General features: G+C 38.2%; 34 protein-coding genes. 20 read left to right on the top strand and 14 right to left on the bottom strand.

Annotated features, from left to right (window positions below; all coding sequences use genetic code 11):
* Nucleotides 1–108 precede the first annotated feature (108 nt).
* Nucleotides 109–624: a sigma-70 family RNA polymerase sigma factor gene (locus PZE06_RS07770; protein WP_225310642.1), complete on the top strand. Its 516-nt coding sequence runs from the start codon at nt 109–111 to the stop codon at nt 622–624.
* Nucleotide 625: 1 nt separating this feature from the next.
* Nucleotides 626–1,927: a DUF4179 domain-containing protein gene (locus PZE06_RS07775; protein ID WP_150915160.1), complete on the top strand. Its 1,302-nt coding sequence runs from the start codon at nt 626–628 to the stop codon at nt 1,925–1,927.
* A 31-nt stretch (nt 1,928–1,958) separates the two neighbouring features.
* Here PZE06_RS07775 and PZE06_RS07780 read toward each other — a convergent pair whose 3' ends face one another.
* Nucleotides 1,959–2,576: an FMN-binding negative transcriptional regulator gene (locus PZE06_RS07780; RefSeq protein WP_150915159.1), complete on the bottom strand. Its 618-nt coding sequence runs from the start codon at nt 2,574–2,576 to the stop codon at nt 1,959–1,961.
* Between the two features lie 148 nt (nt 2,577–2,724).
* Here PZE06_RS07780 and PZE06_RS07785 point away from each other — a divergent pair, with 148 nt between their 5' ends.
* The 4 genes from PZE06_RS07785 to PZE06_RS07800 all read left to right on the top strand — a co-directional run bounded on the left by PZE06_RS07785 (nt 2,725) and on the right by PZE06_RS07800 (nt 5,020).
* Nucleotides 2,725–3,486, top strand: coding sequence for a MerR family transcriptional regulator (locus PZE06_RS07785; protein WP_150915158.1), 762 nt, complete (start codon nt 2,725–2,727; stop codon nt 3,484–3,486).
* Between the two features lie 106 nt (nt 3,487–3,592).
* Nucleotides 3,593–3,949, top strand: a complete 357-nt coding sequence (locus PZE06_RS07790) for a YbaN family protein (protein ID WP_225310643.1) — start codon at nt 3,593–3,595, stop codon at nt 3,947–3,949.
* Nucleotides 3,950–4,044: 95 nt separating this feature from the next.
* On the top strand, nt 4,045–4,245 hold the full coding sequence (locus PZE06_RS07795) for a hypothetical protein (RefSeq protein ID WP_150915156.1): 201 nt from the start codon (nt 4,045–4,047) through the stop codon (nt 4,243–4,245).
* A 625-nt stretch (nt 4,246–4,870) separates the two neighbouring features.
* Complete coding sequence (locus PZE06_RS07800) at nt 4,871–5,020, top strand: hypothetical protein (RefSeq protein ID WP_191963181.1); 150 nt, start codon at nt 4,871–4,873, stop codon at nt 5,018–5,020.
* A 392-nt stretch (nt 5,021–5,412) separates the two neighbouring features.
* Here PZE06_RS07800 and PZE06_RS07805 read toward each other — a convergent pair whose 3' ends face one another.
* On the bottom strand, nt 5,413–6,906 hold the full coding sequence (locus PZE06_RS07805; RefSeq protein ID WP_150915155.1) for a peptide MFS transporter: 1,494 nt from the start codon (nt 6,904–6,906) through the stop codon (nt 5,413–5,415).
* A 257-nt stretch (nt 6,907–7,163) separates the two neighbouring features.
* Between PZE06_RS07805 and PZE06_RS07810 the strand changes: the two genes are divergently transcribed.
* Nucleotides 7,164–7,886: an MOSC domain-containing protein gene (locus PZE06_RS07810; RefSeq protein ID WP_150915154.1), complete on the top strand. Its 723-nt coding sequence runs from the start codon at nt 7,164–7,166 to the stop codon at nt 7,884–7,886.
* 223 nt (nt 7,887–8,109) lie between these two features.
* On the opposite strand, the gene PZE06_RS07815 is transcribed toward PZE06_RS07810, so the two are convergent.
* The 5 genes from PZE06_RS07815 to pepT form a co-directional block, all read right to left on the bottom strand.
* Nucleotides 8,110–9,069, bottom strand: a complete 960-nt coding sequence (locus tag PZE06_RS07815; RefSeq protein ID WP_150915153.1) for a LacI family DNA-binding transcriptional regulator — start codon at nt 9,067–9,069, stop codon at nt 8,110–8,112.
* 34 nt (nt 9,070–9,103) lie between these two features.
* The gene (locus PZE06_RS07820) at nt 9,104–9,235 is read right to left on the bottom strand and encodes a hypothetical protein (protein ID WP_263641554.1); all 132 of its coding nucleotides are present in this window, start codon (nt 9,233–9,235) and stop codon (nt 9,104–9,106) included.
* Between the two features lie 89 nt (nt 9,236–9,324).
* Nucleotides 9,325–9,504, bottom strand: coding sequence for an SE1832 family protein (locus PZE06_RS07825; RefSeq protein ID WP_483314057.1), 180 nt, complete (start codon nt 9,502–9,504; stop codon nt 9,325–9,327).
* Nucleotides 9,505–9,679: 175 nt separating this feature from the next.
* Nucleotides 9,680–10,906 carry a CynX/NimT family MFS transporter gene (locus tag PZE06_RS07830; protein WP_150915152.1) on the bottom strand — a complete coding sequence of 409 codons (1,227 nt, stop codon included), beginning with the start codon at nt 10,904–10,906 and terminating at the stop codon, nt 9,680–9,682.
* A gap of 129 nt (nt 10,907–11,035) precedes the next feature.
* Nucleotides 11,036–12,268: a peptidase T gene (gene pepT, locus PZE06_RS07835; RefSeq protein ID WP_150915151.1), complete on the bottom strand. Its 1,233-nt coding sequence runs from the start codon at nt 12,266–12,268 to the stop codon at nt 11,036–11,038.
* 266 nt (nt 12,269–12,534) lie between these two features.
* On the opposite strand from pepT, the gene PZE06_RS07840 reads away from it, so the two are divergent.
* The 3 genes from PZE06_RS07840 (at nt 12,535) to PZE06_RS07850 (ending at nt 14,043) form a co-directional block, all read left to right on the top strand.
* Complete coding sequence (locus PZE06_RS07840; protein WP_306421142.1) at nt 12,535–12,882, top strand: cupin domain-containing protein; 348 nt, start codon at nt 12,535–12,537, stop codon at nt 12,880–12,882.
* Between the two features lie 325 nt (nt 12,883–13,207).
* A complete protein-coding gene (locus PZE06_RS07845; protein WP_170943658.1) occupies nt 13,208–13,381 on the top strand; it encodes a hypothetical protein in 174 nt (57 codons plus the stop codon).
* A gap of 434 nt (nt 13,382–13,815) precedes the next feature.
* Nucleotides 13,816–14,043 carry a hypothetical protein gene (locus PZE06_RS07850; RefSeq protein ID WP_150915149.1) on the top strand — a complete coding sequence of 76 codons (228 nt, stop codon included), beginning with the start codon at nt 13,816–13,818 and terminating at the stop codon, nt 14,041–14,043.
* Between the two features lie 62 nt (nt 14,044–14,105).
* On the opposite strand, the gene PZE06_RS07855 is transcribed toward PZE06_RS07850, so the two are convergent.
* Nucleotides 14,106–14,996, bottom strand: coding sequence for a selenium metabolism-associated LysR family transcriptional regulator (locus tag PZE06_RS07855; protein WP_150915148.1), 891 nt, complete (start codon nt 14,994–14,996; stop codon nt 14,106–14,108).
* Between the two features lie 188 nt (nt 14,997–15,184).
* Here PZE06_RS07855 and PZE06_RS07860 point away from each other — a divergent pair, with 188 nt between their 5' ends.
* From PZE06_RS07860 to PZE06_RS07880, 5 genes are read left to right on the top strand one after another with little or no spacing between them, the layout of a single operon-like run.
* Nucleotides 15,185–15,424: a sulfurtransferase TusA family protein gene (locus PZE06_RS07860; protein ID WP_150915147.1), complete on the top strand. Its 240-nt coding sequence runs from the start codon at nt 15,185–15,187 to the stop codon at nt 15,422–15,424.
* 28 nt (nt 15,425–15,452) lie between these two features.
* Complete coding sequence (locus tag PZE06_RS07865) at nt 15,453–15,815, top strand: DsrE family protein (protein WP_150915146.1); 363 nt, start codon at nt 15,453–15,455, stop codon at nt 15,813–15,815.
* Nucleotides 15,816–15,854: 39 nt separating this feature from the next.
* The gene (locus PZE06_RS07870) at nt 15,855–16,568 is read left to right on the top strand and encodes a sulfurtransferase TusA family protein (protein ID WP_150915145.1); all 714 of its coding nucleotides are present in this window, start codon (nt 15,855–15,857) and stop codon (nt 16,566–16,568) included.
* 42 nt (nt 16,569–16,610) lie between these two features.
* Entirely contained in the window at nt 16,611–17,774 is a 1,164-nt protein-coding gene (locus PZE06_RS07875) for a cobalamin-independent methionine synthase II family protein (protein ID WP_150915144.1), read from the top strand.
* A gap of 11 nt (nt 17,775–17,785) precedes the next feature.
* Entirely contained in the window at nt 17,786–18,226 is a 441-nt protein-coding gene (locus tag PZE06_RS07880) for an OsmC family protein (protein ID WP_150915143.1), read from the top strand.
* Between the two features lie 36 nt (nt 18,227–18,262).
* Here PZE06_RS07880 and PZE06_RS07885 read toward each other — a convergent pair whose 3' ends face one another.
* Nucleotides 18,263–18,775 carry an MFS transporter gene (locus PZE06_RS07885; protein WP_150915142.1) on the bottom strand — a complete coding sequence of 171 codons (513 nt, stop codon included), beginning with the start codon at nt 18,773–18,775 and terminating at the stop codon, nt 18,263–18,265.
* A gap of 246 nt (nt 18,776–19,021) precedes the next feature.
* Here PZE06_RS07885 and PZE06_RS07890 point away from each other — a divergent pair, with 246 nt between their 5' ends.
* Entirely contained in the window at nt 19,022–19,201 is a 180-nt protein-coding gene (locus tag PZE06_RS07890; RefSeq protein ID WP_150915141.1) for a hypothetical protein, read from the top strand.
* 942 nt (nt 19,202–20,143) lie between these two features.
* Nucleotides 20,144–23,299: a DEAD/DEAH box helicase gene (locus PZE06_RS07895; protein WP_150915140.1), complete on the top strand. Its 3,156-nt coding sequence runs from the start codon at nt 20,144–20,146 to the stop codon at nt 23,297–23,299.
* Nucleotides 23,300–23,333: 34 nt separating this feature from the next.
* Here the strand turns inward: PZE06_RS07895 and PZE06_RS07900 are convergent, their stop codons facing one another.
* From PZE06_RS07900 to PZE06_RS07910, 3 genes are all read right to left on the bottom strand, one after another.
* Nucleotides 23,334–23,516: a YfhD family protein gene (locus PZE06_RS07900; RefSeq protein WP_095314113.1), complete on the bottom strand. Its 183-nt coding sequence runs from the start codon at nt 23,514–23,516 to the stop codon at nt 23,334–23,336.
* Nucleotides 23,517–23,599: 83 nt separating this feature from the next.
* Nucleotides 23,600–23,728: a YfhE family protein gene (locus tag PZE06_RS07905; protein WP_095314111.1), complete on the bottom strand. Its 129-nt coding sequence runs from the start codon at nt 23,726–23,728 to the stop codon at nt 23,600–23,602.
* 63 nt (nt 23,729–23,791) lie between these two features.
* Entirely contained in the window at nt 23,792–24,691 is a 900-nt protein-coding gene (locus PZE06_RS07910; RefSeq protein ID WP_150915139.1) for a TIGR01777 family oxidoreductase, read from the bottom strand.
* A 271-nt stretch (nt 24,692–24,962) separates the two neighbouring features.
* On the opposite strand from PZE06_RS07910, the gene recX reads away from it, so the two are divergent.
* On the top strand, nt 24,963–25,772 hold the full coding sequence (gene recX / locus PZE06_RS07915) for a recombination regulator RecX (protein ID WP_150915138.1): 810 nt from the start codon (nt 24,963–24,965) through the stop codon (nt 25,770–25,772).
* 17 nt (nt 25,773–25,789) lie between these two features.
* Nucleotides 25,790–26,110, top strand: coding sequence for a YfhH family protein (locus PZE06_RS07920; protein ID WP_095314105.1), 321 nt, complete (start codon nt 25,790–25,792; stop codon nt 26,108–26,110).
* Nucleotides 26,111–26,157: 47 nt separating this feature from the next.
* Here the strand turns inward: PZE06_RS07920 and PZE06_RS07925 are convergent, their stop codons facing one another.
* Nucleotides 26,158–26,316: a YpzG family protein gene (locus PZE06_RS07925; RefSeq protein WP_095314103.1), complete on the bottom strand. Its 159-nt coding sequence runs from the start codon at nt 26,314–26,316 to the stop codon at nt 26,158–26,160.
* 59 nt (nt 26,317–26,375) lie between these two features.
* The gene (locus PZE06_RS07930) at nt 26,376–26,552 is read right to left on the bottom strand and encodes a small, acid-soluble spore protein K (RefSeq protein ID WP_095314100.1); all 177 of its coding nucleotides are present in this window, start codon (nt 26,550–26,552) and stop codon (nt 26,376–26,378) included.
* Between the two features lie 132 nt (nt 26,553–26,684).
* Here PZE06_RS07930 and PZE06_RS07935 point away from each other — a divergent pair, with 132 nt between their 5' ends.
* Nucleotides 26,685–26,948, top strand: a complete 264-nt coding sequence (locus PZE06_RS07935; RefSeq protein WP_095314181.1) for a YfhJ family protein — start codon at nt 26,685–26,687, stop codon at nt 26,946–26,948.
* Nucleotides 26,949–26,971: the final 23 nt, after the last annotated feature.

The following is a 26,971-nucleotide window of genomic DNA, read 5'->3' on the forward strand; positions in this document are numbered from 1 at the left end:
GGAATAATTATACATGAAATGCAACTATATGCCATATTTTTCGCGAAAAATGTTAAAACCTTTTTTTGGTTTTGATGGTCTAATATGTACAGAGTAGGGGGGAATGAGTTGGAGACGAATGAACAGCTTGTCACAAAAGCGATTGCAGGAAATGAAGCTGCTTTTATAGAGCTGATGAAAATGTACAAAATAGATTTATATAAAACCGGACTATCCTTTTTAAAAAATGAAGAAGAAGCACTTGAGGCTATTCAGGAAGTTACGTATCGGGCCTACAAAAATATTAGAAAAATAAGAGAACCAGCTTATTTTAAGACATGGTTGATGCGAATTATGATCAATCATTGTCAAGATCAACTGAAGAAAAAGAAGCGAGAAGTCTTGAATGAGGATTATATACAAGCACAAGGAGTGTCAGAGTCTCATGCAGCTTTGGAAGTAGAGGACGTGTTGCAAAGCTTAGATTCACGGTCTCGAGAGCTGCTTACTCTTAAATATCTACATGGATTGAAAATAAAGGAGATTGCCTATGCCATGGATTGTCCAGAAGGGACGATTAAGACGTGGCTTCACAAAGCGTTGCAAGAGATGAGAACGAAATTTTCCGAGGAGGGAGAGAACTAGCATGTTTTCGAATGAAGAGGAAAAGCTCATGAAATACAATCAAAAGTTGGAGCAATTAGCCTTGAGTGAGGATAAGCTTGATGAAGCCATTGTAGCTGGTTTCCGCAAAGCAAAATTTGATAAGAAAAAGCGAAAAAAATGGTGGTTGAATGCTGCGGTGGTTGCTGCTTTAGTTTTCCTTTTTTTCACGTCTATTCGCGTGTCACCTGCATTTGCGAACTATATTGCTGAGATTCCTGGAATGGAAAAGATTGTCGAATTGATCCGCCATGATAAAGGGATAATGACGGCGATTGAACATGACTATTACGAGCCGATTGAAGTTTCGGAGAAAAAGAATGGCATGGAGATAGTCATCGATGGGGCAATTGTGGATGAGCATGGATTGGTCCTTTTTTATACGATAAATTCTGAACAGAAGCAGACGGAAATCATGATGGAAAATGTCGTATTGAAAAATAGGAAAGGGGAAGAAATGGAGTATGGCTCAGCCTCCTTTGGCGCCCCTCATTATTCCGAAAAAGGGGAGAAAGTCTTTAATGGCACGATTGAATATTTCTTCGAAAAACCATTTGCTGAAAGAGAGTTGCAACTCGAGATAGAATTGAAAGGTGATACGTACATCCTTCCTTTTACTTTAAAAGAAGAGATTAAAGCGAAAAAGACGTATGAGATTAATCAAACAGTAACAATCGAAGGACAGAAAATTCATTTAGTAGAGGCGACTGTTTATCCGTTAAGGGTTGGTGTCCATGTCAAACTGGATCCGAACAACACGAAGAAGCTATTGGAGTTTGAGGATCTCCGCCTAGTCGATGGGAATGGAGAAACGTGGTCAAAAATCAAAAATGGAGCTACTAGAAAAATACTGTCGGAAGATGAATGGATTATCTATTTGCAAAGCAATTATTTTAAGGAGCCGTCAGATCTTTATCTTGCTTTCAATAAAATTCAAGCTCTTGATAAAGAAAATAGTTCGCTTGTTATTGATGCGGAAAAGGAAGAAATCATCGAACAGCCAAAGGGAAATAAATTGAGAGATCTCACTGTATCCACAAATGAGATCAGGGTTAACTTATATACGGAGAAAGAATTTCCCTACGGAGTTTTTAATGAAGTAGTTAATGGAGAAGGAAAGAAAATCGATATTGACTCAAGCTTTTGGTCTGGATATCGTGATGAAGGATATGCAGTAATTGGGGTGCAAATTCCCCATTTAAAAAGCCAACCTAATCCGCTAACGTTAGAACTCTCCTTCTTTCCAGAATGGATTCATGGAGAAGAGAAAATCAGGATTAAATAAATCAAAGCCGTGGCAAAGCAGTCACGGCTTTTTAATATCGTTTCTTTAAGTTTTCTTTCATTAATTTTGCAATCTCCTGTTCATCTGTCCGTAAACTTTGTTCCAGGTTAGCTGCGACAAGACGTTGTCTCTCTTCCGGATGATTCTGACTTAATTTTGCTTTTCCTTTCATTTTATTGATTTTTATTTTAAATCCTTGAATTCCTTTATTCATGCTAGAAAGAAAAGCGTCATCTATTTCTTCTAAATGATACGAGCTATTAGAAGGTTCGTATTTTGACACCATTTCATAGAGAGAATGGTTTAATTCCGCTTCATGTTCAATGAGTTCAACCTCTCCGTATACGTGAACCGCTACGTAATTCCATGTTGGAACAGCTCGGTTCGTTTCGTACCAGGACGGTGAAATATAGCAATGGGGACCATGGAAAATAGCTAAGACTGTCTGAGCTTTGATGTCCTTCCATTGTGGATTAGGTCGGGCAAAATGTCCATATAAATAGGTGTTATCCCTGTTCAATATGAGTGGTAAATGAGTAGCTACCGGGATGCCATCATGGATTGAAAAGAGTGTTGCAAAGCTATAATCTTTTATTATGGAAATCATAGTAGCTTTATCGTCAATTTTGAAATATGAGGGAATATACAAGTGATTTCAGCTCCTTTCACTTCATTGATTATTCGGTAGTCCTGATTGAAATTCCTGTTTTTATAGATGAAGAAAAATTTTAAAGAAAATCTATTGACCTTTACGTTACGTCAAGGTTTATCGTGTAAACAGAAGGAGGTGAACGATTGTGGAATATACGGTGCAGAAATTGGCTCAATTGGCTGGAGTCAGTTCTCGGACACTACGTTATTATGATCAAATCGGGATATTGACACCGGCAAGAGTTAATTCATCGGGATATCGCATCTATGGTCAAAAGGAAGTAGATCGATTACAGCAAATCCTGTTTTATCGTGAATTGGGCATAGCGTTAGAGACGATTAAGGAAATCATGACTGCACCTTCTTTCGATGCTGAAAAAGCATTAAAAGAGCATCGAGAACAGCTTCTTGAAAAAAGAAAGCAGTTGGATTTACTCATCACAAATGTTGAGAAAACCATTGCTTCAACAGAAGGGAGAATGGATATGAGCGATCAAGAAAAATTTGAAGGCTTTAAGAAGAAAATGATTGATGAGAATCAGCGTAAATACGGGAAAGAAATTCGTGAAAAATATGGGCAAGAAACGGTGAATCAATCAAATGCAAAATTGATGAATATGAGTCAAGAGGATTATGAGGCTGTGACAAAGCTTGAAGCGGAAGTAAGGGAAGCTCTGGCGGAAGCATTTGCAACAGGAGATCCTGCAGGTGAACAGGCTCAAAAGGCAGCGGAACTGCATAAGCGCTGGCTCACCTATTACTGGACAGAGTACAGTAAGGAGGCACATGCAGGGCTTGCTCAAATGTACGTCGATGATGAAAGATTCACAGCATACTATGATAAGGAACAGCCTGGTATGGCAGCGTTTCTAAGAGATGCCATTCATATTTATACTGGGCAAAAATAATGACTGAAACAATCGATTGGGGACGCCTGATCGATTTTTCGTTTATAATAAAGATCAGTAAACTTGTCTTGAAGGTGATTATATCAAAAAAGTAACTAATTTTTTATTGATCTGTGCAGGGTTTGTAAGTTTAGGAATTGGGCTGTTAGGGATCATTTTACCAGTTATCCCGACGACACCTTTGCTGCTATTAGCGTCCTATTGTTTTGTAAAAGGATCGAAAAAATTTGCGGTATGGTTTAAAGGAACGACGATATATAAGAAGCATTTAGAGGAGTTTGTGACCAATAAAACGATGACTCTTAAGCAAAAAATAGCGTTAAATTTGTTTGCTGACAGTATGATTGCGATTGCTTTCTTTACTGTCGATAAATGGTATGTAAGAGTAGTTCTCATTTTAGTTGTCATTTATAAATACTATTATTTTATAACGAAAATTAAGACAGTCAAGGCCAAGAAATAAGAATGCAGGGCTTTCATATAGCTTACAAGTAACTTGGCTTGAACAACATTGTTGAGGCAAAAGCTCCGTATAAATTGTAAAGCAGGGTGAAGAGAATGTTCGTTGGTCGTGCGTTATATATATTAGGGTTGGCGTTTGTATTATTTAGCAGCGTTTTAGTCGTGATGTCGATTTTTTCAAAACATGGTGGAGAAACAGTAGTTCCATTATTCGCATTGCTGAATGGATTGATTGCAATGGGGATTGGAGAGCTGGTTATCGATCTGAATCATCGAAAAAAAGATGAGAAGAAATAATAGATTTCAATCATATGTTCTGCATGAAAAGACAAGTCTAAAGTTTAATTAGCTTGTCTTTTTTGTACGTTTTTTTCACTGTAACCGTTGATAACCAAAGCAGACACAGAGTATGAGCGCATTTGTTTTCTTTTACCTCTTCCCGTAATCGTATGCCTGCTCCCTAAGAATAACCATACTCCAGTGTGTTTTTGAAAACATGCACAAAATAGATTCTTTACGTGTATATCGAGGTATAAAAGAGAAAATAATTATCTTATTACTAAGTTAACAATATTTCCCAAAATGAAAACAAATGGTAAATTTGTATAATATGTGAAAGTTATAGTAGACTGGTTGAAATATCCAATAATTCCGTAATAATTAGAGGAAAGGAAATAATCTATAGAGGGGCAAATCCTACGTGCTTTTGCAAAGAACGCAGTAATTCCAATTTTTGATGAAGACCAAGAAATGGAATAAATCGTATATTACTATCTCTCATGACGAAGATTAAAGTGGAGTGCAGACATTGTTCTAGAAGAAGTAGAAGTGGAAATGTAACTCGTTTTATGAAAAAGTGAGCTAATTTGAGCTGACAATTAAATTTATCAACTTTTCAAACTAGATGAATGGAGGTAGGAGTATGAATATAAAAATAGCAGTAATTTTATGTGTTATTAGTTTTATTGCCATAGTAATAGATGGAGATTTTAACCAATGGCAGCTCGGTTCTTTTTTTGTCATCGTTTTAGCTTCTTATATTATTTATAAAAAAAGACATCGTTCCTTCTAAAGGAGAGAGTACAGTACTAAAGGCGAAATTTGAATGGATTAAAACATAGGATGAAATCGCAAGTAAAAAAGAAAAAACGACTTACATTTAAAGGATTTAAATGGGAGTCGTCTTTTTTATAAGTACGGAGTTTTATTAGCCTTGCACAATACTGAATTGTTGACACTCGAATATTTAAACAAAGGAAATTAAAAATTGACGATGGTAAAAGATCTATATCCAGCCTTACAGTCAACTTTAAGATTTTTCCGTTTATGCTAATCAAATCAAAAATTGATAGCACATTGCTATTTCATTGTTTTGGTCAGAGCTCATCTTGTTGTAAGACGACGAGCTTTTTCAAATTTCTTTTGAGTAATTTGTTTTTCATCGGTTCAAAAGAACACAGTATTCTATTTTATCCCCTTCATAAATCCTTGGATTTTTGGAGCAAATAAGAAGAGGATGACGGCTAAAACGATGGAGACTCCGCCAATTACACCAAAGTAGACCATTTCTGTTTCCGGTGTATAGAATTTTACAACTTGCGCGTTAATGGCCTGTGCTGCTGCGTTGGATAGGAACCACAGGCTCATCGTTTGTGCTGAGAAAGCGGCAGGTGCAAGCTTTGTCGTTGCTGAAAGTCCAACCGGTGATAGGCATAATTCTCCTAATACAACAATGAAATAACTAAGCACTAGCCATAATGGATTAACGAGTGCATCCGTACCTGCGAAATAACCAGGTATAAGAATGACGATGAATGATAGACCGGCAAATAATAGCCCAAATGAAAATTTTTGAGGAATGGTTGGCTGTCGTTTCCCAAGCTTGACCCACATCCAAGCAAAAATAGGAGCTAAAGTAATGATGAATAATGGATTTAAAGATTGAAACCATGCTGGTGAAATCGAAAATCCAGCTATTTCAAGTTGTGTACGTTTGTCCGCATAATTAGCTAAAATGGTAGAGCCTTGTTCTTGAATGGCCCAAAACATAACAGAGGCAATAAATAACGGAATATAAGCCAATAATCTAGAACGCTCTACTGATGACGTTTTCTTGCTTCGGTACATCACTGTAAAATATAGAATTGGTAAGCCAATCCCTAATATTCCAATCAATGCAACAAAGCTATCGAACGTAAGTAGTCCCATTGGAATCGCTACAGCAATAGCGATGGCAAGAATGATTGCCGATAATCCGACAATCGTAAATGTCTTTCTCTTTTCCGTAGCTGTCATTGGATTAGGAACGATTGTACCAGCAAGCCCAAGATTCTTTTTCTTTGTAAAAACAAACAGAAGAAGTCCAATAAACATTCCGATCGCTGCGATGGCAAAACCTAAATGGAAGTCATGCTTCATTCCGATTTCACCGACAATAAGTGGTGAAAGGAATCCACCAAGGTTAATTCCCATATAGAAAATACTAAAGCCAGAATCCCGACGATTGTCTTGTTCGCTGTAAATGTCCCCGACAACACTAGAAACATTTGGTTTCAATAATCCTGTACCGAGTACAATTAAGACCATAGAAATAAAGAATAAAGTTAGATTTCCAGGTACAGCGAGAGCAATATGACCGAGCATAATCAAAATTCCGCCGTAAAAAACCGCCTTAGATGTTCCCAATATGCGGTCAGCTAGCCAACCACCGATGATGCCAGACATATAAACGAGTGATCCATAGATAGACATAATCGACAGTGCTGTTGTCTGATCGAGCCCGAGGCCGCCTTTGGAAACCTCATAATACATATAATAAACAAGGATTGCTCTCATGCCGTAGTAAGAAAATCTCTCCCAAAATTCTGTAAAAAAGAGGGTAAACAAACCTTTAGGGTGACCAAAAAAGCCCTTTTGAGGAACGCTCTCCACAATTTTCTGTTTTATTTCATTACTCATATTGAATCCTCCTTAACATTATTCTATGATACTTTTAATAGTTTTGTATTGTCAAAATAATTTGTTGGATTAGGAGTAAATTCCTATTTTTAAAGGGTTTTCAATGGTATAATTGTAATAAAAAGGGATATTTATTATATTTTAAAATAATAATTATCAAGTAATAGTAATAATTGTTTTTCCATTTCCTTGGCTGGCAGTATTAAAATTCAATCGATAAATGTAAAATGAAAAAAGAATCATGAGGAGGAGAGAAAATGAGAGTTGGCGAAGTAAAGGAAATTGTACGACATCCTGTAAAGTCCTTTCGTGGTGAAAATGTTTCAAAAACAAAGGTTTTATCTTATGGACTATATGGGGATCGAAGCCATGCTTTTTTAGATCATTCGAGGCCGGGAAAATACTTAACTCTTACTCAAATTCCACAGCTTGCAAACTATCATGCTTCATTTACCGGAGAAGAAAGTTTCGAGAGTTTTCCAACATTATCAATAAAATCCCCGACAGGCCATGTTTACAATTGGGGAGAGGAAGAACTAAAAGAAGAATTAGAGAGAGTGTCTAATCGGGAAATAACTCCAGTTCAATATTCTCCTTTATCTGTGCCAATTGGAGCTATTGAGGAAGAGCATCTGCTCATCACAACAGAAGCATCGTTGACAAGGATATCTGAAGTATGGGGCAAGCACGTCGACTATCGAAGGTTTCGTCCTAATTTAGTGTTTTCCTTAGATGAGAATGAAGCATTTATTGAAGAGACATGGTTTGGCAAGAGGTTAAAAATTGGTGAGGTTGAAATCATTGTGAAACGACATTGCGAGCGGTGTCAGATTATCAATATTGATCCAAATAACGGTAATTTGGATTCATCCTTATTAAAGACAGTTTATAAAGGAAGAAATAACTATTTTGGTGTGTATGCTTCTGTCATAAAAACAGGAAATATTGCCGTAGGTGATGATATTTATCTTTTCGATTAGCTTTGTTAAACAATATGGTTGATTAAACGATTTTTGGCTCATTTTGTGTGAAACTTTAGTTTCACACACCTTTCAGTTATACTGAAAGGTCTTCTGATTCCATGAAGCGATGTGAGAAAACAAGTTTTCTCTATCGCTTCATGGAATCAGAGAGAAAATGAGCCAAAAATCAATACCGACATATAACAAAGCTTTTCGATTAAAAATGAAAGAGGAACGTTTGCTACACTGTTCCTCTTTCTATCAGCTTTGCTTCCATTTCTATTGAAGATATTTCTTCATTGATTGCTTGCAGAAATAGGCTTTTTCCTATCTCTTCAATTGGGATTTCAATCGTTGTAATTCCTAACATTTTAGCAATTGGTTGATTATCAAAGCCAATAAGGGCTAGTTCGTCAGGGATTGCAATTTGCTGGTTTTGACAATAAGCAACGATTCCTGCGGCGACTTGATCTGAGGTAACAAGCAATGCGCTCGGAGGATCTGACATTGCTTGGATGCTTTGCACCACTTGTGCACCGTCCTCTAAGTGGTAGCAGCCAGTAATAATATAGTCTGGATTATTAGGGAGCTGATATTTTTTTATGAAATCGGCGTATGCAGATTGTCGTTCGTGGCTATTTGTTCCTGTTTTTCTCCCAAGTGTATAACCTATCCGTCGATGCCCTTTCTCATATAAATAATCTAATGCTTTCATAAATGTTTGATAGTGGTTAACGAAAGTGGCTGCAAGATGAGTATCCTCGACCTTTTCGCAAAGAACAATCGGACCATAGGAGAGATACTCTTGAATAAGCGCTAAGTTGCAGGTTCTGGAGCAGATAATTAATGAGTCGATTTGTTTTTGTTTAAGCATTTGCAGCGCTTCTAGCTCCCGGCTTTCGATATAATTGGTTTGGAATATGATGAGCTTATAGTTATGTTCAAGGGCCTGATTGGCAATGCCTTTTAACAACTGTCCAAAATAGGGAAGATCGGTAAAAGGAAGAACGACGCCGACGAGCTGTGTTTTCCCTTTGCTTAAGTGAACTGCATTGATATTTTGTTGATAATTGCATTTTTTAATTGCTTCTAAGACGGCCAGTCTTTTTTCTTCCTTTACGTAGGGATGGTTATTCAATACCCGAGAGACAGTTGAAACAGAAACATTGGCCATTTTAGCTAAGTCTTTAATATTTGTCATAAACTTCACCTTTAAAGTTGTCGTTTTTGAGTAATCATTTCTTATCATTAAAATAATCATCAAAATTCTCAAATGGATGAACACCCAGCGATTGGCCAGAGGCCTTCAAACAATAATACGAAGAAGATAAAATAATAATACAAAGAATGATTAATCCTAGCATCACATCTACGCCTCCTTATCCTTTATAATAAGAGCGTAAATGATGAAACGCGTTTCATGTCAAACCGGATATCAAAAAAACCAATGGCTATTTTAAAGAGTTGCTAGCTGTTTATGAAGGGCCTTCAATTCTTCTTCAATTTCACTAATTTGCTTTTCAAGTGGGGAAAGCTTTCCTTGCACAAACTCCAATTTTTCCAGATCGTTTTGCAAGCGAGTATATTCATACTTTAATTCTTGAATTTTATATTCAATCTCTTTTTTCTTCATCATTAGCACCTCGATTCTAATTATATACATAACATATATTTTGCCTTCCGTCATCGTTGATGTCGATGGGCAGTTGTTTCGGCGAAAAGTGAAAATACGTTTGAATGGTTTCAACCTCTGGGAGAAAATATTCTTCCTTTATTGAATTAGAGTGAGCTGCAGCCAAGAAAGATATTCTTTATTGCTCATTACTGTCTTCATCTAAAACATACTGATTTCGCCCAGCTCCAATTCCTGCTAACGTCATGATAACCGTAATGGCCATTAACAATAACAGGGCAGCGCTCCATGAGTGAAAGATGTCAAAAATAAACCCTAGGAGAATGGGACCTATCGCTGCTAATAAGTAGCCGATCGACTGCGACATGGCAGATAAGTTCGCGGCCTGTTCTGCATTAGCAGCTCGTAAAACCATCAATGTCAAGGCAAGGCTTATAGCAGCGCCTGTTCCTATTCCAATCGAAATGATCGCAAGGGTGAGGAGCAGAATATGGCCGCCAATAATGAGACCAACTAGGCCGCTCATGCAAAGGACGCCGATCGCAATGACAATTCCTTTTTGCGTGGCAACACGGTCGGCGATAATCGGAATGATGAAATTAGCCGGAATTCCAGAAAACTGTAGAATTGAAACCATCCAGCCTGCTGTAGAGATACTTATTCCATGACTATAGAGCATCTCCGGAAGCCAAGTGATGAAACAAAAGTATATCGTCGACTGTAAGCCCATAAATAATGTTACTTGCCAAGCAAGTCCGGAGCGGAGCATGGAAGAATGTGGTGCTTTCATATGGAATGAGGAGTTCAAATGATTTTCTTTACGCTTGCTTTGCAACGTCCAAATAAATAATGCTGGAATGACTAAAATCAGCCAAATGCGCAAGGAGCCTTGCCAGCCTAAATAGAAACTGTCAGCTAATGGGACGCTGATTCCAGGGGCAATGCCAGCCATTGCTCCCATAGAAACGGTATACATCCCCGTCATCAGGCCAATCTTGGTGGGGAAGCTTTGCTTTACAATTCCAGGTAAAATGACGTTGCAAATGGCTACTCCAAGCCCGATAATAGCGGTGCCTAAAAATAAGGTGAACACCATTCCGCTTGAGCGGATAAATAAGCCAATACCTAAAAAAATGAGAGCAGTCAGAATGGTAGCTTCTTTGCCAATCTTTTGCGAAATCTTAGGCGCTAATGGCGAAAGGAAGGCAAATGCGAGCAGGGGGAGTGTTGTGATGAATCCAGCTAGACTATTAGACATTCCGGTATCTTCGCGAATGAAACTGATCAGTGGTCCGACTGACGTAATAGCAGGCCTTAAGTTAAAAGCGACAAAAATAATCCCTGCAATGAGAAGGGGATTTTTTGCAGCATGAACTTTAGATGATAGTGCATGAGCCTTTTCCATGTAAAAGCACTCCCGTATATAAGTTATAGATATTTTATAATAATTCTGATTATTAAAAAATCATGATGTTACTTATACAGCAACAGCGGATCAATAGCGAAGCTTTTAAGCTTCGCTATTGATCGATGATCATGCTTTTTCTTCAAATAACCGGAGAATTTCAATCATGACTTTTGTTGCCTTTTCCATGTTATCAACGGAAATATACTCAAACTTCCCGTGATAATTTTCTCCACCTGTAAAAATATTAGGAGTTGGCAAGCCCATATAAGAAAGTTGCGACCCGTCTGTTCCGCCGCGAACAGGTTCAATGACAGGTTCAATACCGAGATTGGTCATCGCTTCGTGGGCAATATCGACAATCTCCATGACCGGTTCAATTTTTTCCCGCATATTGTAATATTGGTCGTTCATATCAAGAATGACTTTATCTTGACCGTATTTTCCCCGCAATTCCTCAACAATGTTTACGATCGTTTTTTTCCGCTGGTTAAAATTGTCCCGATCGAAATCACGAATGATGTAATAAAGAGTTGTTTGTTCAACATCACCATTGACAGAGAGCAGGTGGTAGAAGCCTTCGTAGCCTTCTGTATACTCCGGAGCTTCATTTGCAGGAAGCTTGCCGTTAAATTCCATCGCCATTTTTCCGGAGTTGATCATCTTACCTTTTGCAGTTCCTGGATGGATGTTGTTGCCTTTAAAGGTGATCTTCGCATAAGCAGCACTGAAGCTTTCGTATTGAAGCTGTCCGAGTGGTCCGCCATCCATCGTATAGGCATATTTTGCGTTAAACGCCTTGACATCAAATTTATGAGGTCCTCTGCCAATCTCTTCGTCAGGAGTAAAGGCAACCCGCACTTTTCCATGTTTAATCTCAGGATGTGCTAATAGGTATTCAAGTGCTGTCATTATTTCGGCGATGCCAGCTTTATTATCCGCTCCTAAAAGGGTCGTTCCATCTGTGGTAATTAAAGTGTGACCTATGTATTTTTTTAGATTTGGGTAATCTTGAGGTGATAGGATGACGTTCAATTCTTCATTCAGGATAATTTCATTGCCATCATAGTTCTCGACAATTTGTGGATTTACGCCTGCCCCAGTAAAATCAGTGGCTGTATCTACATGAGCTAAGAAGCCTATTGTCGCCACATTCTTTTCGGTGTTTGCTGGTAGTGTCGCCATCACATATCCGTTTTCATCGATTGTGACCTCACTCATGCCAATAGCCTTTAGCTCTTCGACAAGCATATTGGCAAGCTCAAGCTGTCCTGATGTTGAAGGGCATGTAGTTGAATCTTCATTTGATTGAGTATCCACCTTTGCATATCGAATGAGCCTCTCCATTAACTTTTGTTTCATTTTTTCAACCCCTAATCGTTATTTTGCAGATCGGTGCAATTTATAAAATATTGTGATAAAAGTGTGAAATCTGTTTTCATTATACTACTTTTTGTTATAGTTGAAACTTTTCCAGCGTGCTGCCGAAAAAAGAAAAAATTTTGTTCAAAACTACATCTTATCTATTGTTGCTCGAATTGACGAACGGATGATATCGATCACACCGTAAAAATCTAAAAGCAGTTATGATGAAGATGTCAAAGCTCATAAGGAATAGAAAGGTGTGCATGTCAGTGAAACAAGCTAATCTTCAAGAATATATTGAGTATAGCCCAAATAACTTTACGAAGCGGATTGTGTTTAAAGAAGGAGAAAGTACCGTTTTTGTCCTTAATTTTACAGCGAATCAATCTTTACCAAAACATAAACACCCTGGAACGAATGTTTATTTGCTCGTTCTTAGTGGCGGAGGCACCTTCACAATTGATGGGAAGGATGTAAAGGCAAAGGTCAATGATGTAATCGTTGCTGGTGGAGAAGAAGAGTTTGCCTTTGTCAATGACACAGGTGAAAATACAAGTTTATATGTCATGTTAAATAAAATCCCAAGCGAGCAATATGTTCAAAATATATAAAAGGGCAAGTGGGGAATTTATAAATGTAACGAATCTCAATAAAATTGAGATTCGTTACATTTTTTGGTTGTCTAGCATACATTGTCAAATATTTTTTTAAGTTTTTAGGAGCTAAATAATGAAATTAAGTATACTGAACATGATGTCAATATTTAGTAATACTAATGATGATAAAGGGTGTAATTAATTATATTTTCCGTTAAATTCCTTATATTTATCCAACGGTACTTAATACATACAAATGCATAAAAAAATTAATCTTAATCGCTATCCAATTTAAATCATTTTATGATAAAATGGAAATATAAGGCGGTGGTGTGATTTTATGGTTATCATTTCTATCCTTGTTATTTTCATTTTAGCACTCTCTATTTTTATTGATATAAAACGGAAAAAGATTAACAATAATCCTCATATCCCAACTAATCCAAACGTTAAATCTGGTGAAGATTCAAACTATATGATGGGGGATAATAAAGATACAGGAGGGTTCAGTTAATCCTTTCCTATTTTAAGTTACAAGTTGTTATTTTTAATCTTGAAAGTTTTTGAAGAACAATAAAATTATTTAAGTACTATTTGATTAGTAACAGTAATTAAAGAAAAATATTATAGTCGAAAGTTACATCTTGATATGCTCTCTCTTTAGGTAGACAGATTAAAAAATAAAAATCTGTTTTGCTATAGAGGGAGTTTTTTAATGTCTAATAGGTTTTATTCCAGTCAGTTTAAGCATGAAGCAGTGACAGCTTATCAGAACGAGGATTTTTCAGTTAAAGTGCTTACTGAAGGATCTGAATAAGTTGAGGAAGGGATTATTTATCTGGAAAATCATCTCAATATGAGATTTCGAACGAATGGAATATCGAGTAGAGGTGTTTTCATAGGAGGTTTTAAAAAGTATAATAATGAGAAAATGGAAGGAAGAAGATCATGATAGGGAGAAAGAGCAACTCAAAAGGGATAAAGGCGGATATTTTAATGGCTGGTCAATCTCTGACTTTTAAACTGGACGAAAAAGAGACGCTTACATTGATGAAAAACCTGGAAGACGCAGCGTATGATTTTGCTAAAATGGAAGCTATTAAACTATATTATGAAGATGGCAGGTTAAAGTCTGTTGTTAATCCATTACAAATAGCAAGAATTTGGTTTACATAGCCTTAACGCTCAAGAAGCGTCCGCAACTGAACAGGAGGATAGTCTTTCTTGATCACTCCTGTTTAGCAGGGAACCTTTTTACTGACCATCTCAATCAACAGTCTGGAAACGAAAGATAATGTTTTCGCCTCATTGTAGACAAGGTAGAAATAGCGCTCATCTTCAAACCCATTTAGTTCGTGAATATGAAGGTTATTCGCTAGAGCGTATTCTCTAGCAGCAATTTCGGAAATAATCGCGATTCCTATTCCCTGCTTCACGAATTCAATTAATGTTTGGCTGCTGTCTGTATGGGCGACAATGTTCAACTGCTCTTCTTTAATGTTTTTCTTCTTTAAAAATTTTTCTAAAATAGCCTTCGTTCCTGAATCAGACTTTCTCATTATAAATGGATACTGGACAATATTTTCAATTGATAAGCAGCCATCCAATTGATATTCATCAGATGAAATGACGACCAGCTTTTCCTTTTGGAGAGGAAGATAATGAAGGCGTTCATCCTCGTATTTTTCACCGAGAAACCCCACATCTACTTTTCCGCTCGTTACATTTTCAGCAACGATTTTTGAAGGGAATTCACTTATTAAAAAAGTGACATTTGGGTATTCTTTCCGGAATTTTTTAACCATTTTTGGCACTAAAAATTGTCCAGGAACTGAGCTAACACCAATATGGATTTTTCCTCTTAAATCAGTGACACTTTCCTTAATATCGTAAAGAGCCTGATCCTTTAGTTCAAGCAATCTTAATGCCCATTGATATAATCGTTCCCCATATGGAGTGACAATCGTATCTCTGCCAACCCGATCGAAGAGTCTGACATTTAACATTTTTTCCAATGATTGTATATGAGAGCTAACGGTGGATTGGCTTAAGTATACTGCCTCAGCAGCCTTTGAAAAGCTTTTATGTTCCACGACCTTTGTGAAGACGAATAGTTGGTGTAATTCCATATTAAAAACCCTCCAATCAAACATATTTATTAAAACGATTCATTTATATGGGAATTATCGATAACTTGAATTTATATAAGTTTATCACTTTTTTATAATGAAAGAGGGCTGTAAATATTAAGAGATTATGACAAGTGTGTACTCATTGTCAGTTAGTAGTATGCGCTTTCATGTTAGGAGGTAGCTAAGTGACAGCCAAAATAGAGCCGGATCATACGTATGACGCAGGTCCAACAGGCTGCGGCGAACTGATTATGAATCTATTTTTAATTATGAAAAAAATGAGAAGTGGGCAAGTCATTAAAGTTATTTCATATGATCCAGGTGCTAGAGAGGATATTCCAGCCTGGTGCAGGCTGCAGAATCATCTTCTATTGAAACGGGAAGATGAAGGAAAAGTAAGCCAATATTATATTCGAAAAAAATGAATTATAGGATAAAAATGGAGGTATGGACATGTCAGGAAAATTTCTAGTAAGTATTACAAACGCAAGCAATGATGGTGATAAAGCTACAGTTGGGTTTGTCGTAGCTAATGCTGCTGTGGCATCCGGGCAGGAAACAGTGGTGTTTTTAAATGTTGAAGGCGCATATTTGGCTGCCAAGGGATACGCTGAGGATATTAATGAGGAAGGATTTGCACCGTTAAAAGAGTTAATGAATCAGTTTGTTGAAGCAGGTGGAACGCTTTGGGTGTGCAGCCCTTGCTATAAAAAACGCGGTTTAGAGGAAGAGGATTTGATTGAAGGGGCAACCATTGTCGGAGGGGCGAAATTAGTAGAGTTCCTCAGTCAAGGAGCAGCATCTATTACGTATTAATCGTATAGTCTACTAAAGAAGAGATAGAGGGTGAGGTAAGTGTACGAACCTCAAGCAATTTGTGATGGAGGGGATTTGGATTGCGGTTCAGGTCTTCTCCTCATCATTAAGAAAGCGATCGATCCAATAGCCTCAGGCGAAATTTTGGAGGTCAGAAGCAGGGAAAGAACAGTTGCTGAAGATTTGCCCGCCTGGTGTCGGATGGTAGAACACGATTTTCTTGGCTCAGAGCCAGGCGAGGGCACGACCCGTTATTTTATCCGTAAAGGTCAGTCACAGTCCGATTTAAAACAAGATTTAGCTGCTGCAAAGGGTTATCACTGGAGTGTACGTACGCAAAGTGGGAGAGATTTAACGGCGAAGGTGCATTCTCGAAATCACACCTTTGTGGCAGGGCAGCCTGCTGACTTTAGTGCAAAGGTGGACGCTCCTAGCGCAATCGATTACTTACTTGCATCGCTAGCAAGCTGTTTGGTTGTTGGTTTTAAGGCGCTCGCTTCAAAGAGAAACGTGGAAATTGACGATGCTGAGCTAACATTAAAAGGAAGCTTGGACAATATTTTATACCATATGGAAATCGAGGATGAGGGCAGTCCGAAAATCAGCAAAATTTTGGGAACTTTTTATGTTTCATCTCCACATGAAGAAGAGCAAGTCGAAGAAATTTGGCGTGATACATTAAAAAGGTCACCGATTTACCAAACGTTAATAGAAACAGTTCAAATTGACATTAAGCTTTCCGTCGTTTTCTAGGCAAATGATCAATAAGTAACTTCAATGAAGGATGAGTTCGAAATGAGTAATCGCAAATTTTTAACAAGTATGATTGGGAGCTGGCCAAGAACGAAAGAAGTTCAAAGAGCAATGCGTGATAAAAAAGTAGGCCGAATAACAGAGGAGCAATTTCAGGAAATTGCTGACAAGGCGATTTTGCAAATTGTGAAATGGCAGGAAGAAGCGGGACTTGATTATGTATCAGATGGTGAACAAAGGAGAGATAATTACATTTCCTTTGTGGCTGAGCATTTGCATAATGTCCGCATGCTTTCAGTTGCTCAGCTTTTGGATTATGTGGAAGATAAGGCGAGCTTTGAAGAAATTCTCGGAACATTGGATGTTCCTGCCTATTCAATGACAAATCCAGCTGCAACAGGAAAAATAAGTCGTAAAAAACCGTTAGCTTTAAATGATTATTTATTTCTTAAGAAGCACACAGACAAATCCATAAAGGTGACCTTGCCAGGACCGTACCTTTTAACACGCTCAATGTGGGTTGAAGGATTATCGAAGGAGTATTATCCTACAAAGGAAGATTTGGCGGTAGATATCATTAGAGTGCTACGGGAAGAGCTAGAAGACTTAATTCACGCAGGAGCTGATTTTGTTCAATTTGATGAGCCGGTTTTAACAGAGGTTGTTTTTACGAAGAAAAATGCCAATCGTACTTTTATGTGCGGCGCGCTAGCTGCTAAAGCTGATGCAAAAGAAGAGATCGCCTTTGCATTGGGTTTAATGAATCAAGTGGTTGAAGGGATGACGGAGCGAGGAACAAAGATAGGGGTCCATGTTTGCCGCGGAAATTGGAGTACAGAAGAAGATGTCCTTCTTAGAGGACCCTATGATCCGTTAGTTCCTTATTTAGCAAATGTCAAGGTCAATCAGCTTGTTCTGGAATACTCTACACCACGTGCTGGAGAAATAGACGTTATAAAAGAATTTGCTGGAAAAGAATTGGGCTTTGGAGTGATCAATCCAAGAACGGATGAAATTGAGCCGGTGGAAGAAGTGGTGCGCCGTGTTCAGGAAGTTCGGGAAATCATAGGTGATGAATTAATCTTTTTGAACCCTGATTGTGGCTTCGGTACTTTTGCCCAGCGTCCGATGAATAGTGATGAGGTTGCCTTCGAAAAATTAAAAACGATGGCAGAAGCTGCAAGAGTTTTGCGAGAAATGGTCTAGGAGGAGAAGGAATGACGCAGATATTACAAGTAAAAGTCGATGGAACCGGTTCAGGCATGCGATTAGATGCAACTGCCGGAAAGCATGAAATTGCTGTCGATGAACCGGCTTCAATGGGAGGCAATGACTCTGCTGCTGATCCATTATCAACTTTTTTAGCAGCTTTACTGGCTTGCGAAAATGTGATGGCACAAATTATCGCCAAAGAAATGAGTTTTGATTTGCAAAAGATTTCATTTGATGTAGAAGGAAGCATTGATATTAGTGGATTGATGGGAGATTTAGAAGTCGATCCAAAGTTTCAGGAAGTAACGGTTCAGGCAACATTACAGACGAGTGAAACGCAAGCGAGGATTAATGAATTGCAAAAAATGGTGGACTTACGCTGCCCTTTATTTAGAACAATTAAGGATGCAGGTGTACCAATACGCAATATCTGGACGAAAGCATAGAAAAACGCTGCCCCTGTGGTGAAAACCAATAGGGGCTTATTTTGATTCAATGAGAATAAGCTCCACTGTTAAACCTTCCTCATGCAGCTTTTTTGAAAATTTGTAGGAAACATGTTGAAAATAAGGATTGTCGTTAATCTTCATTTGATTGCCATCAGCAAATACAAATTTATATTCAGAAATTTCCCCATTTTCGCTTCGATAATGTATGATTTGCGTGACTTCATCCCAAGAATACGTTTCTTTTTTTAAAGTGAATAGAGGGCTATATGAAATGGTGCTAGCTGCAAGAGTCTGATAGTATTGGGAGCCGATATAGAAGATGCAAAAAGCTAGGATTAAACACAAAATACTAATGGCGATGGATAGTTTACGAATATTAAATAAAAAGAGTATTAAAGAAGCTAAACAAATAAATCCATAGCCAATAGCAAAAACAGTGAAATTTTCATCTGGTACCGCTACGAAAAAAATATCGTCCTTATTATGGACAATGTCTGCAATGGTCTGTGGAAGGAAAAAAAATCGGTGTAAATATAGCAATAACAAGGGCAATTGCTAAAAAAATATGCTTTGTTTCATAATTATTTTCCATGCATAATATTCCTTTTCAAAAAACTTAGTCATATTATGTTTAAATACTTGAAGGATTCTCTGTATATTGAATTAAATATTTTCCAAGTTGTACAGATCAATTGTAAAAATTATTCAATTTTTTTAAATCGATTTCATTAAAAAGAAATAAGTAGTATGATAGTTTTACATCAGGAAGTATACTAAATATGGGGTGTGGGAATGAAGTCATATCGAATCACATGGTTTGCCGTTGTTGAAGAGGGTTCTGTGTTGGAAGGCCGAAGCTTAGTCACTGCGGATTCACAAGAAAAAGCTATTGCAGATTTGGTTGCTAAAAAGTCAGCTGAGTATCGTCTCAAGCCCTATATGATCAATATCCAATCGATCATAGAAATGTGACCATCTATATAACCATACGTTTACTGAGGGGTGCTGCTAGAGTGTTATAGTCCAAAATGATAGATAGCAGTTGCCCTTCAGACTGACAGTGTTTCTAAAATGGAGCACTGTTTTTTTGTCTTTTTTAATTCGACTTTGTTAAATAATATTCGGTCCATTTTATGTGAGAGCTTGATTTCACAGGAGATGGACTGCATAGCACATCGTTATAAAATATCCACAGAGGAAATCTTAATATAACAGTCGTCCACAAAGTTATTAACATTATCCACAGATTTCGACCCGATATTAGCTCGTTTTATTAACATTTTCTATATAAAATGAAATCTGCAATATTCAACTCTATCCACATTACTAACAACCTGTGGATAATATTTATGCACAATTCATTTAAATCTGTTTGATAGTTTCTTAAGTCATTCATTACTTTCGATTAAAAAGAAATGGCGTGAATCATTTCTATGGTTAGCTCAAGCTGCGAAAGTCTAGCAAATATCAAGTTTCAGTAAAAAACGATTGTTTGCTGGAATAGTCATTTATTCTATTTTTGGCCGAGTAGTCGTTGTATTATGCCTTCGCTTCTCGGTTTCTTGCTAGATTGTTCGAATGCGTCCTCTATTCGGCCAAAGCGCGCGGATTTTCTAGCTTGAAAGTGCGAATGCGTCCTCTATTCGGCCAAAGCGACTCGGTTTCCTCGCCCGTTTGTCCGAATATATGCTCTAAGCGTACACCGCGCTCAGGTTCCCTCACTAGCTTGTTCGAATGCCCACTCGATTTGGCCACACTTCCTTTTTCCTTGCTTATATGGCGCTTCGCCATAAATAATTTACGTTTGCGTCTTTAAACACAGGTGAACGCTCCTGCGTGCTTCATTTTCTTGTTTTATCATTGATTCCTCTATAATATAGTAGTATTGAATGAGACGGGAAGGGGGCATGCATTTTGAATACAAACCTTACACTTAAACAAATCAAAGAAATGTGTGGAGATATCTCCTTCAAAAGAGGCGAAGCTTTTTATTCTGGAAATAAGGTCGTTTTGCAAAAAAATACAACTGATTCCTGTGATGCAGTTGTCAATACAGGTGAAGGTTTTCGAGTAACGATAAAGGTGAATAGTCGAGGGAAGATGCAAACGAGTTGTAGCTGTCCAACCCTTGCTTCGTTTGAAAAAGAGTGCCAGCATACTGCCGCAGTCTTAATTGCCCTCTATCATAAGCAGACTGCTCCACAGCATTCTGAGTTAGCTGAAGGATTGCTGTCTATTTTTCAAAATAGCCCGAAGCGTTCAAGTGGTCAGCAGCTTCATTTTGAGGATAGACAGGTTATGGAAACGAGTTTTACTTGCATGCCGATCGCTGGGGAAAATGGGCAAATGATGGTTGCCATAGAACTACAAGTGGAAAGCAACCCGATATTACACATTCGTGAGTTTTTAGAATGTGTTGCGAGTGGAGAAAGAAGCATACTGTCTCTAGCATTTACCTATGATCCGAGCGTGCACTGTTTTCAAAGAGAAGCCGATCAAGTGATTCATGAATTAATCCAAGTGAATCGCGATAAAGAACTTTTGTTTGAACATGTTGCTTCTGAAAAGAAGAACCTTTTGATTGTGCCACCCACTTCGTGGAAAAGAGTTCTGCCGCTGCTTACAAAAATTCCGCAAGCAAAGCTTAAATACGGCAGTACGGTATTTCAACGACTACAACTTTCAAACAAATCTTTAGATTTACATTTTGAATTTCAAGCAGCAGTGGGTGCTGCATACCAATTAGTCGTAACCGGATTAGATCGCCACATCCTTTTGCCGACCTATGAGTGCATATTTTGTGACGGTCTAGTTTTTCACTTGGATTATGATGATTGTGTAAGATTAGCTAATTTACAAGAGATGCTCTTTTCTTCCAACACGAATCACATTCCAATTCCAAAAGAACAAGTTCATTTCTTTTTAGAAAAAATATTGCCAGGTTTAAAAAAGCTTGGGACGGTAACAATTGCCAAGGAATTAGAGAACAGGTTGATTCGGACACCGCTTATTGCCAAGCTGTTTTTAGATCGTGTGAAAAATCGTTTGCTTGTAGGGCTTGAATTTCATTACGGAAAATTGGTCATTAATCCGGTAGAAAACTCGAATATGAGTGTGATGATCGTCAGGGATACAAGAAAGGAAGAAGCGATTTTATCATTAATCGAAGAAAGTGAATTGACAAAAACGGATGAAGGCTATTTTCTCCATCATGAGGAGCTTGAATATGAGTTTTTAACATATACAGTTCCTAAGCTGCAAAAACTGACTGAAGTGTATGCGACAACAGCCGTTCGAAATCGAATTATTAAAGGGCATGCCCCACCAAAAATAAAGGTGAAGTTCAAAAAGGAACGAACAAATTGGCTTGAATTTAAATTTGAAATGGATGGGATTCCGGAGGCGCAAATTCGCGAGCTTTTGCAAGCATTAGAAGAAAAACGGAAATATTACCGTTTGCGCAACGGTTCATTACTTTCGTTAGAGACGAGAGAGTTTGAAGAGATTAAGCGTTTTTTAAAGGCGGTTCCCATTCAAGAAGAAATAGATGATTCATTTGAGCTGCCACTGGTTAAAGGCATCGCATTTCTTGATGCCATTATGGAAAATGACCTCTTTAGCCTCGAAGAGTCTTTTCGTGAATTTTTAAAAGAAATGACTGAACCGGAAGCTAGTCGTACCAACGTTCCTGCCAATTTGGCACATGTGCTGCGCGACTATCAAAAGCGCGGCTATCAATGGATGAAAACCCTCGCTAGCTATGGATTTGGCGGAGTTTTGGCAGATGATATGGGATTGGGGAAAACAGTTCAAAGCATCGCCTATATCGAGTCGGTGATGGAAGATATTCGCAAACATACACTACCAGTCCTAATTGTCTGCCCATCTTCTGTCACATATAATTGGCTAAATGAATTAGGGAAATTCACACCAGAAACTGACGTAGCTGTCATTGATGGGGATAGAAAAGATAGGGCGAGATTCTATCAACATTTGCAGGAGAAGGATGTCTGGATCATTTCTTATACATTGCTTCGAAAGGATGTAAGTCTGCTCGAACGGGAAAAATTTCATACCATTTTCTTTGATGAAGCGCAGGCATTTAAAAACCCAATGACGCAAACGGCAAAAGCTGCCAAGAAGCTTCATGCCGATCATCGTTTTGCATTAACAGGGACACCAGTCGAGAATTCTAGTGAGGAGCTTTGGTCCATTTTCCATGTTGTTTTTCCAGAGCTTTTTAGAGGATTGAAGCAATATGCCAATTTAACTTCAAAGCAAATTGCAAGAAGAACGCGTCCGTTTCTCCTCCGCCGTATGAAGGAAGATGTCCTTGGTGAATTACCAGAGAAAATTGCGCTTCAAGAATCGGTTGAGCTTTTTAGCGAACAAAAGAAACTGTATGCTGCCTATTTGGCAAAGCTTAAAAATGATACGCTTAAGCATTTGGACAAGAATACAATCCGAAAAAACCGGATTAGAATTTTGGCTGGTTTAACGAGATTAAGGCAAATTTGTTGTCATCCTGCTCTGTTTGTTGATGGCTATAAAGGGAACTCGGCAAAGTTTGCCAAATTAATGAATATTGTTGCGGAAGCTAAGCTATCTGGCAGGAGAGTTTTGATTTTTTCCCAATTTACGAAAATGCTTGATTTAATTGGCAGAGAACTAGCTGAACAGGGTGAATCCTTTTTTTACCTTGATGGGAAAACCCCGGCAGAGGAACGAATAGAGATTTGCAATCGATTTAATCAAGGAGAGCATAACTTCTTTCTTATTTCCCTAAAAGCTGGTGGGACAGGACTAAATTTAACTGGAGCAGATACGGTTATTTTATACGATCTTTGGTGGAATCCAGCAGTGGAGGAGCAGGCAGCAGATCGGGCTCATCGGATTGGACAGAAGAACGCGGTTAAAGTCATTAAATTGATATCGAAAGGGACGATTGAAGAGAAGATTGATGAACTTCAGGATAAAAAACGTCATCTAATTGATGAACTTATTCAGTCATCAGATCATAATGCATGGGCTTTAACAGACGAAGATATTCGCGATCTTTTGCAAATTTAGCTCAGTGGGGAGCATCTCCCCACTGAAAATAGCGCTATTTGTTCTTTTTGGCTCTCTTGTCAGCAGCATTTGAGCGAGCCATCGCTTCTAAATCATCATGATCGGCTAAATCACGGTCAAATTCAACATCAAGCCCGTCAGATTTCATGTTTTTTGGTACTTGCGGCAATTTCGCCTTGTTTTTATCTCTTGTTTTATGTCCTTGTGCTCGACCCACTCGAAAAACCCCTTTCCAAGAAAAAAGTACGGAAAACACGAATGTTTCCATACTTATTTTTCACTCTCAAGCTAAAAAATATGTTAATGTCTTGCTTTCTTTTTGCTAAAACCACCTGCTTGGTCAGCGAGCTTAAATTCATGGGAATAGATGACTTCCTGCATACTGGATAATGTGCTTTTTGACTTATCTTTCCTTTTCTTATCAGACAACGTAATCATCCCTCCTTATTCAATACACTTCCTATTTTTCCCTTATTAAGAGGGGATGATACGTTAATTTTGATAAATGTCCGCTAAGGCAGAAGCAATTTCTTTATATTGAAAATGGTAGCCTGCTTCTTGTAATTTAGTCGGAAGGACATGCTGTCCCTCTAAAACTAATAGGCTCATCTCACCGAGGAGCGCTTTTAACATGAACGCTGGTGTTGGGAACCAATGAGGTCTATTGAGCGCTTTTGCTAATGACTTGCCCAATTGCTCCATTTTTACTGGAACAGGTGCAGTGAAATTAACAGGGCCTGAAAGATTTTCATTCTCGATTGCAAAAATGATTCCATTTACAACATCATCAAGATGGATCCAAGACATCCATTGCTGCCCAGTACCTAGGTTTCCACCTGCGAATAATTTATACGGAAGAGCCATTCTCGGCAAAGCACTTTCTTTTTTGTCTAAAATTATACCGAATCGACATAAAACCGTGCGAACATCGAGTTGGGTCGCCTCCAATGCTTTTTCTTCCCATTGTTTAACGGTGGAAGCAAGAAAATCGCTACCCGCTGACGTGTCTGCTTCAGTAAAACGATCATGGAATGAAGTCCCATAAAAGCCAATTGCACTTGCGTTTAGGAATACTTTTGGTTTTGTGGGAAGCTGTTTCATTATTTGCAGTACTTCTGCCACTGTTTGAAGACGACTCTGGACGATAAGCTGTTTACGTGTTGACGTCCAGCGTCCAGCTCCGATTGATTCACCGGCTAAATTAATCATCACATCGATTTCTTTTAACTGTTCAGCGGGGTCGCTTCCTTCTGTTAACCATTGTATGTACTTAATATCTCCGTTCTTTGCTGGACTGCGGGTAAGAATAAATACTTCATGACCTCGCTCAATGAGACGTTTCGTCAAGGCATTTCCAACAAAGCCGCTTCCGCCTGCTATGGCAATTCTCATGTGAATTGTCCTCCTTTCGCTCATTATTAATTAATTTGCTTTTATATAATAGAAATCCTTTATTTCTGAAGCTGTTTTAAAAATGGTGGCACTGGCTTGCGTTTTTGCGTTAAACAGAATTGTTACTTGCCTTTCACTTATACTGAAAGGCAAGAGAGAAAAGGAGCCAAAAATCAATCCTGTTATCATAACAAAACCTAAGGATAAAGAAATAGTTTTCATAAAGACATAATTGGAAAGCATGTGGTACATTTATAGGGAGGTGAGAGTTATGGCTATCATTACAAAAATCACCGTCCAAAAAAAGAACACCGAGCGATATAATATCTTCTTGGACCATGGAAAAGGTGAAGAATATGCTTTTAGTGTCGATGAAGATGTGTTGATAAAATTTAATTTAAAAAAAGGTCTCGAGCTTGATGACTTTGCACTCATGGAAATAAACTACCATGATGATATTAGGAAAGCGTACAATTTAGCTATTCATTTTTTATCAAGAAAAATGAGATCGGAGCAGGAGGTTCGAAAATATTTAGCTGAGAAAGAAGTTGAAGCACCTGTTATACAAGAAGTCATTTATAAATTGGATGAGTACCAATTTTTAAACGATGAAGAGTATGCTTTAGCTTTCGTCCGAACGCAAATGAATACAACTGATAAGGGAATTGAGGTAATTCGCCGAGAACTGAAGGAGAAGGGAATAGCTCCCGCTTTAATGGAACAAGCCTTAAAGGAGTACCCGTTTGAACGGCAAGTGGAAAAAGCAACAGAGCTTTGGACAAAGGTGCTTAAGAAAGGTTCACATGAATCCGAAAGAATGGCAAAGCAGAAAGCGGAACAGCATTTAATCCGTAAAGGCTATCCTTTTGAGGTGATTACAGTAGCAGCAGAGGCGCATGATGAGTTGAAAGATGTTGATGAGGAAATGAATGCGTTAAGATTCCAAGGAGAAAAAGCTCACAGGAAGTATGCCCAGTATGATGGCTATGAATATGAGCAAAAAATGAAACAAGCTTTATATCGCAAAGGCTTTTCACTCGACATGATTGCCCAGTTTTTAGAAGAAATGAAGAACCGATAATAAGGAGTGGCAACGACATGGAAGATAAAAGATATAGTGAACTAAGCGAATATGAACTTCAGCAAGAAATTGCCAGACTAAAGGAACAAGCGCGCAAAGCGGAACAAATGGGAATGGTTAATGAGTTTGCGGTTCTTGAGCGCAAAGCGATTATGGCTAAGGCATATTTAATGAATCCAAATGATATTAAAAAAGAAGAGATTTATGAAATAGAGGGGGATCCTGGGAAATATTTTCAAGTCTCGTATTTGAATGGAGTATTTGCATGGGGATACCGCCTTGGAGAGAGCAAGGAAAAGGAAGCATTGCCAATATCGATGTTAAGAGAGCTAAAATAACCAGAGCAAAGCTCTGGTTATTTGCTTGACGAAGGTGTGTCATTGAATTAAGAGTTTTTTCGAATTTGACGGTGGAGGATAATAATATCTTGCGTTTCCTTAGTTTCTCCGTTAACTTGAGAATGAGCATGCTTCGAACGATAATGCGGCGAAGTAAATGGGCTAGAATACGGATTATGATCAAAAAACTTTTTCGAATTTCCCATTTTATGCAAGCCTCCCAGAAAAATGAATTCAGAGAATACACAGGTGCAAGGAACAGCCTCTATTCGAAAAGCTCAGATGTGTCAGAATTTCGATTATTCGATGCCCTCATCCGTTCTTGTGGATGAGTATTTGTGGTGCCATTGGCCCTTTTCGAGGCGTATTCTGCTTTTGCTCGAGGTTCGCCCTCGAACTTATTTTGATTTTCATACGGGAAACCTTTAGCCTTATTGCGCAAAATAGTTACCCCCTAAAAGAGTGTTAAATACGTGAGGAGCATAAATGCTAACCACGTATTCATAGTATGAGCGCATTGCTATGGAAGTATCATCATTACAACAAACAAAAAGTTGCCAGTGAGGTGAAAGAAATGCAGGAATACCAGCAAAAATTAGTGGAGCTTTTACTTGAAAAAAATACAAAATTATCCGTCCATCAAGCGCAAACGTGGGTAGAGCTTTTATGGGATGACTTTGAAACAACACGAGCGAAAGCAGGACGGGAATATAAAGGTAGCGAGATGACTGAAAAAATTGTCCGGCAGTGGATTGAAAATTATGGCGAGAAGCTGCATGAATTTTTCGCAACAAACCCTAAATATAGTCATTTGTTTGATGAACAAAAGGGTCATTAACATGGCTGACTGGAGCTGTGGGA

The organism is Robertmurraya sp. DFI.2.37 (genome assembly GCF_029211245.1).
GTDB classification, from domain to species: domain Bacteria; phylum Bacillota; class Bacilli; order Bacillales; family Cytobacillaceae; genus Robertmurraya; species Robertmurraya methanolica_A.

Bases quoted from the DNA above. Each gene is read 5' to 3' on its own strand.
- PZE06_RS07840 (WP_306421142.1), top strand. From the start codon at position 12,535: ATGTCAGTGAAACAAGCTAATCTTCAAGAATATATTGAGTATAGCCCA.
- PZE06_RS07890 (WP_150915141.1), top strand. From the start codon at position 19,022: ATGAAGTCATATCGAATCACATGGTTTGCCGTTGTTGAAGAGGGTTCT.
- PZE06_RS07810 (WP_150915154.1), top strand. From the start codon at position 7,164: ATGAGAGTTGGCGAAGTAAAGGAAATTGTACGACATCCTGTAAAGTCC.
- PZE06_RS07880 (WP_150915143.1), top strand. From the start codon at position 17,786: ATGACGCAGATATTACAAGTAAAAGTCGATGGAACCGGTTCAGGCATG.
- recX (WP_150915138.1), top strand. From the start codon at position 24,963: ATGGCTATCATTACAAAAATCACCGTCCAAAAAAAGAACACCGAGCGA.
- PZE06_RS07855 (WP_150915148.1), bottom strand. From the start codon at position 14,996: ATGGAATTACACCAACTATTCGTCTTCACAAAGGTCGTGGAACATAAA.
- PZE06_RS07910 (WP_150915139.1), bottom strand. From the start codon at position 24,691: ATGAGAATTGCCATAGCAGGCGGAAGCGGCTTTGTTGGAAATGCCTTG.
- PZE06_RS07850 (WP_150915149.1), top strand. From the start codon at position 13,816: ATGATAGGGAGAAAGAGCAACTCAAAAGGGATAAAGGCGGATATTTTA.
- PZE06_RS07795 (WP_150915156.1), top strand. From the start codon at position 4,045: ATGTTCGTTGGTCGTGCGTTATATATATTAGGGTTGGCGTTTGTATTA.
- PZE06_RS07845 (WP_170943658.1), top strand. From the start codon at position 13,208: ATGGTTATCATTTCTATCCTTGTTATTTTCATTTTAGCACTCTCTATT.
- PZE06_RS07935 (WP_095314181.1), top strand. From the start codon at position 26,685: ATGCAGGAATACCAGCAAAAATTAGTGGAGCTTTTACTTGAAAAAAAT.
- PZE06_RS07920 (WP_095314105.1), top strand. From the start codon at position 25,790: ATGGAAGATAAAAGATATAGTGAACTAAGCGAATATGAACTTCAGCAA.
- PZE06_RS07815 (WP_150915153.1), bottom strand. From the start codon at position 9,069: ATGACAAATATTAAAGACTTAGCTAAAATGGCCAATGTTTCTGTTTCA.
- PZE06_RS07825 (WP_483314057.1), bottom strand. From the start codon at position 9,504: ATGATGAAGAAAAAAGAGATTGAATATAAAATTCAAGAATTAAAGTAT.
- PZE06_RS07925 (WP_095314103.1), bottom strand. From the start codon at position 26,316: ATGGGAAATTCGAAAAAGTTTTTTGATCATAATCCGTATTCTAGCCCA.
- PZE06_RS07805 (WP_150915155.1), bottom strand. From the start codon at position 6,906: ATGAGTAATGAAATAAAACAGAAAATTGTGGAGAGCGTTCCTCAAAAG.
- pepT (WP_150915151.1), bottom strand. From the start codon at position 12,268: ATGAAACAAAAGTTAATGGAGAGGCTCATTCGATATGCAAAGGTGGAT.
- PZE06_RS07800 (WP_191963181.1), top strand. From the start codon at position 4,871: ATGAATATAAAAATAGCAGTAATTTTATGTGTTATTAGTTTTATTGCC.
- PZE06_RS07830 (WP_150915152.1), bottom strand. From the start codon at position 10,906: ATGGAAAAGGCTCATGCACTATCATCTAAAGTTCATGCTGCAAAAAAT.
- PZE06_RS07775 (WP_150915160.1), top strand. From the start codon at position 626: ATGTTTTCGAATGAAGAGGAAAAGCTCATGAAATACAATCAAAAGTTG.
- PZE06_RS07875 (WP_150915144.1), top strand. From the start codon at position 16,611: ATGAGTAATCGCAAATTTTTAACAAGTATGATTGGGAGCTGGCCAAGA.
- PZE06_RS07865 (WP_150915146.1), top strand. From the start codon at position 15,453: ATGTCAGGAAAATTTCTAGTAAGTATTACAAACGCAAGCAATGATGGT.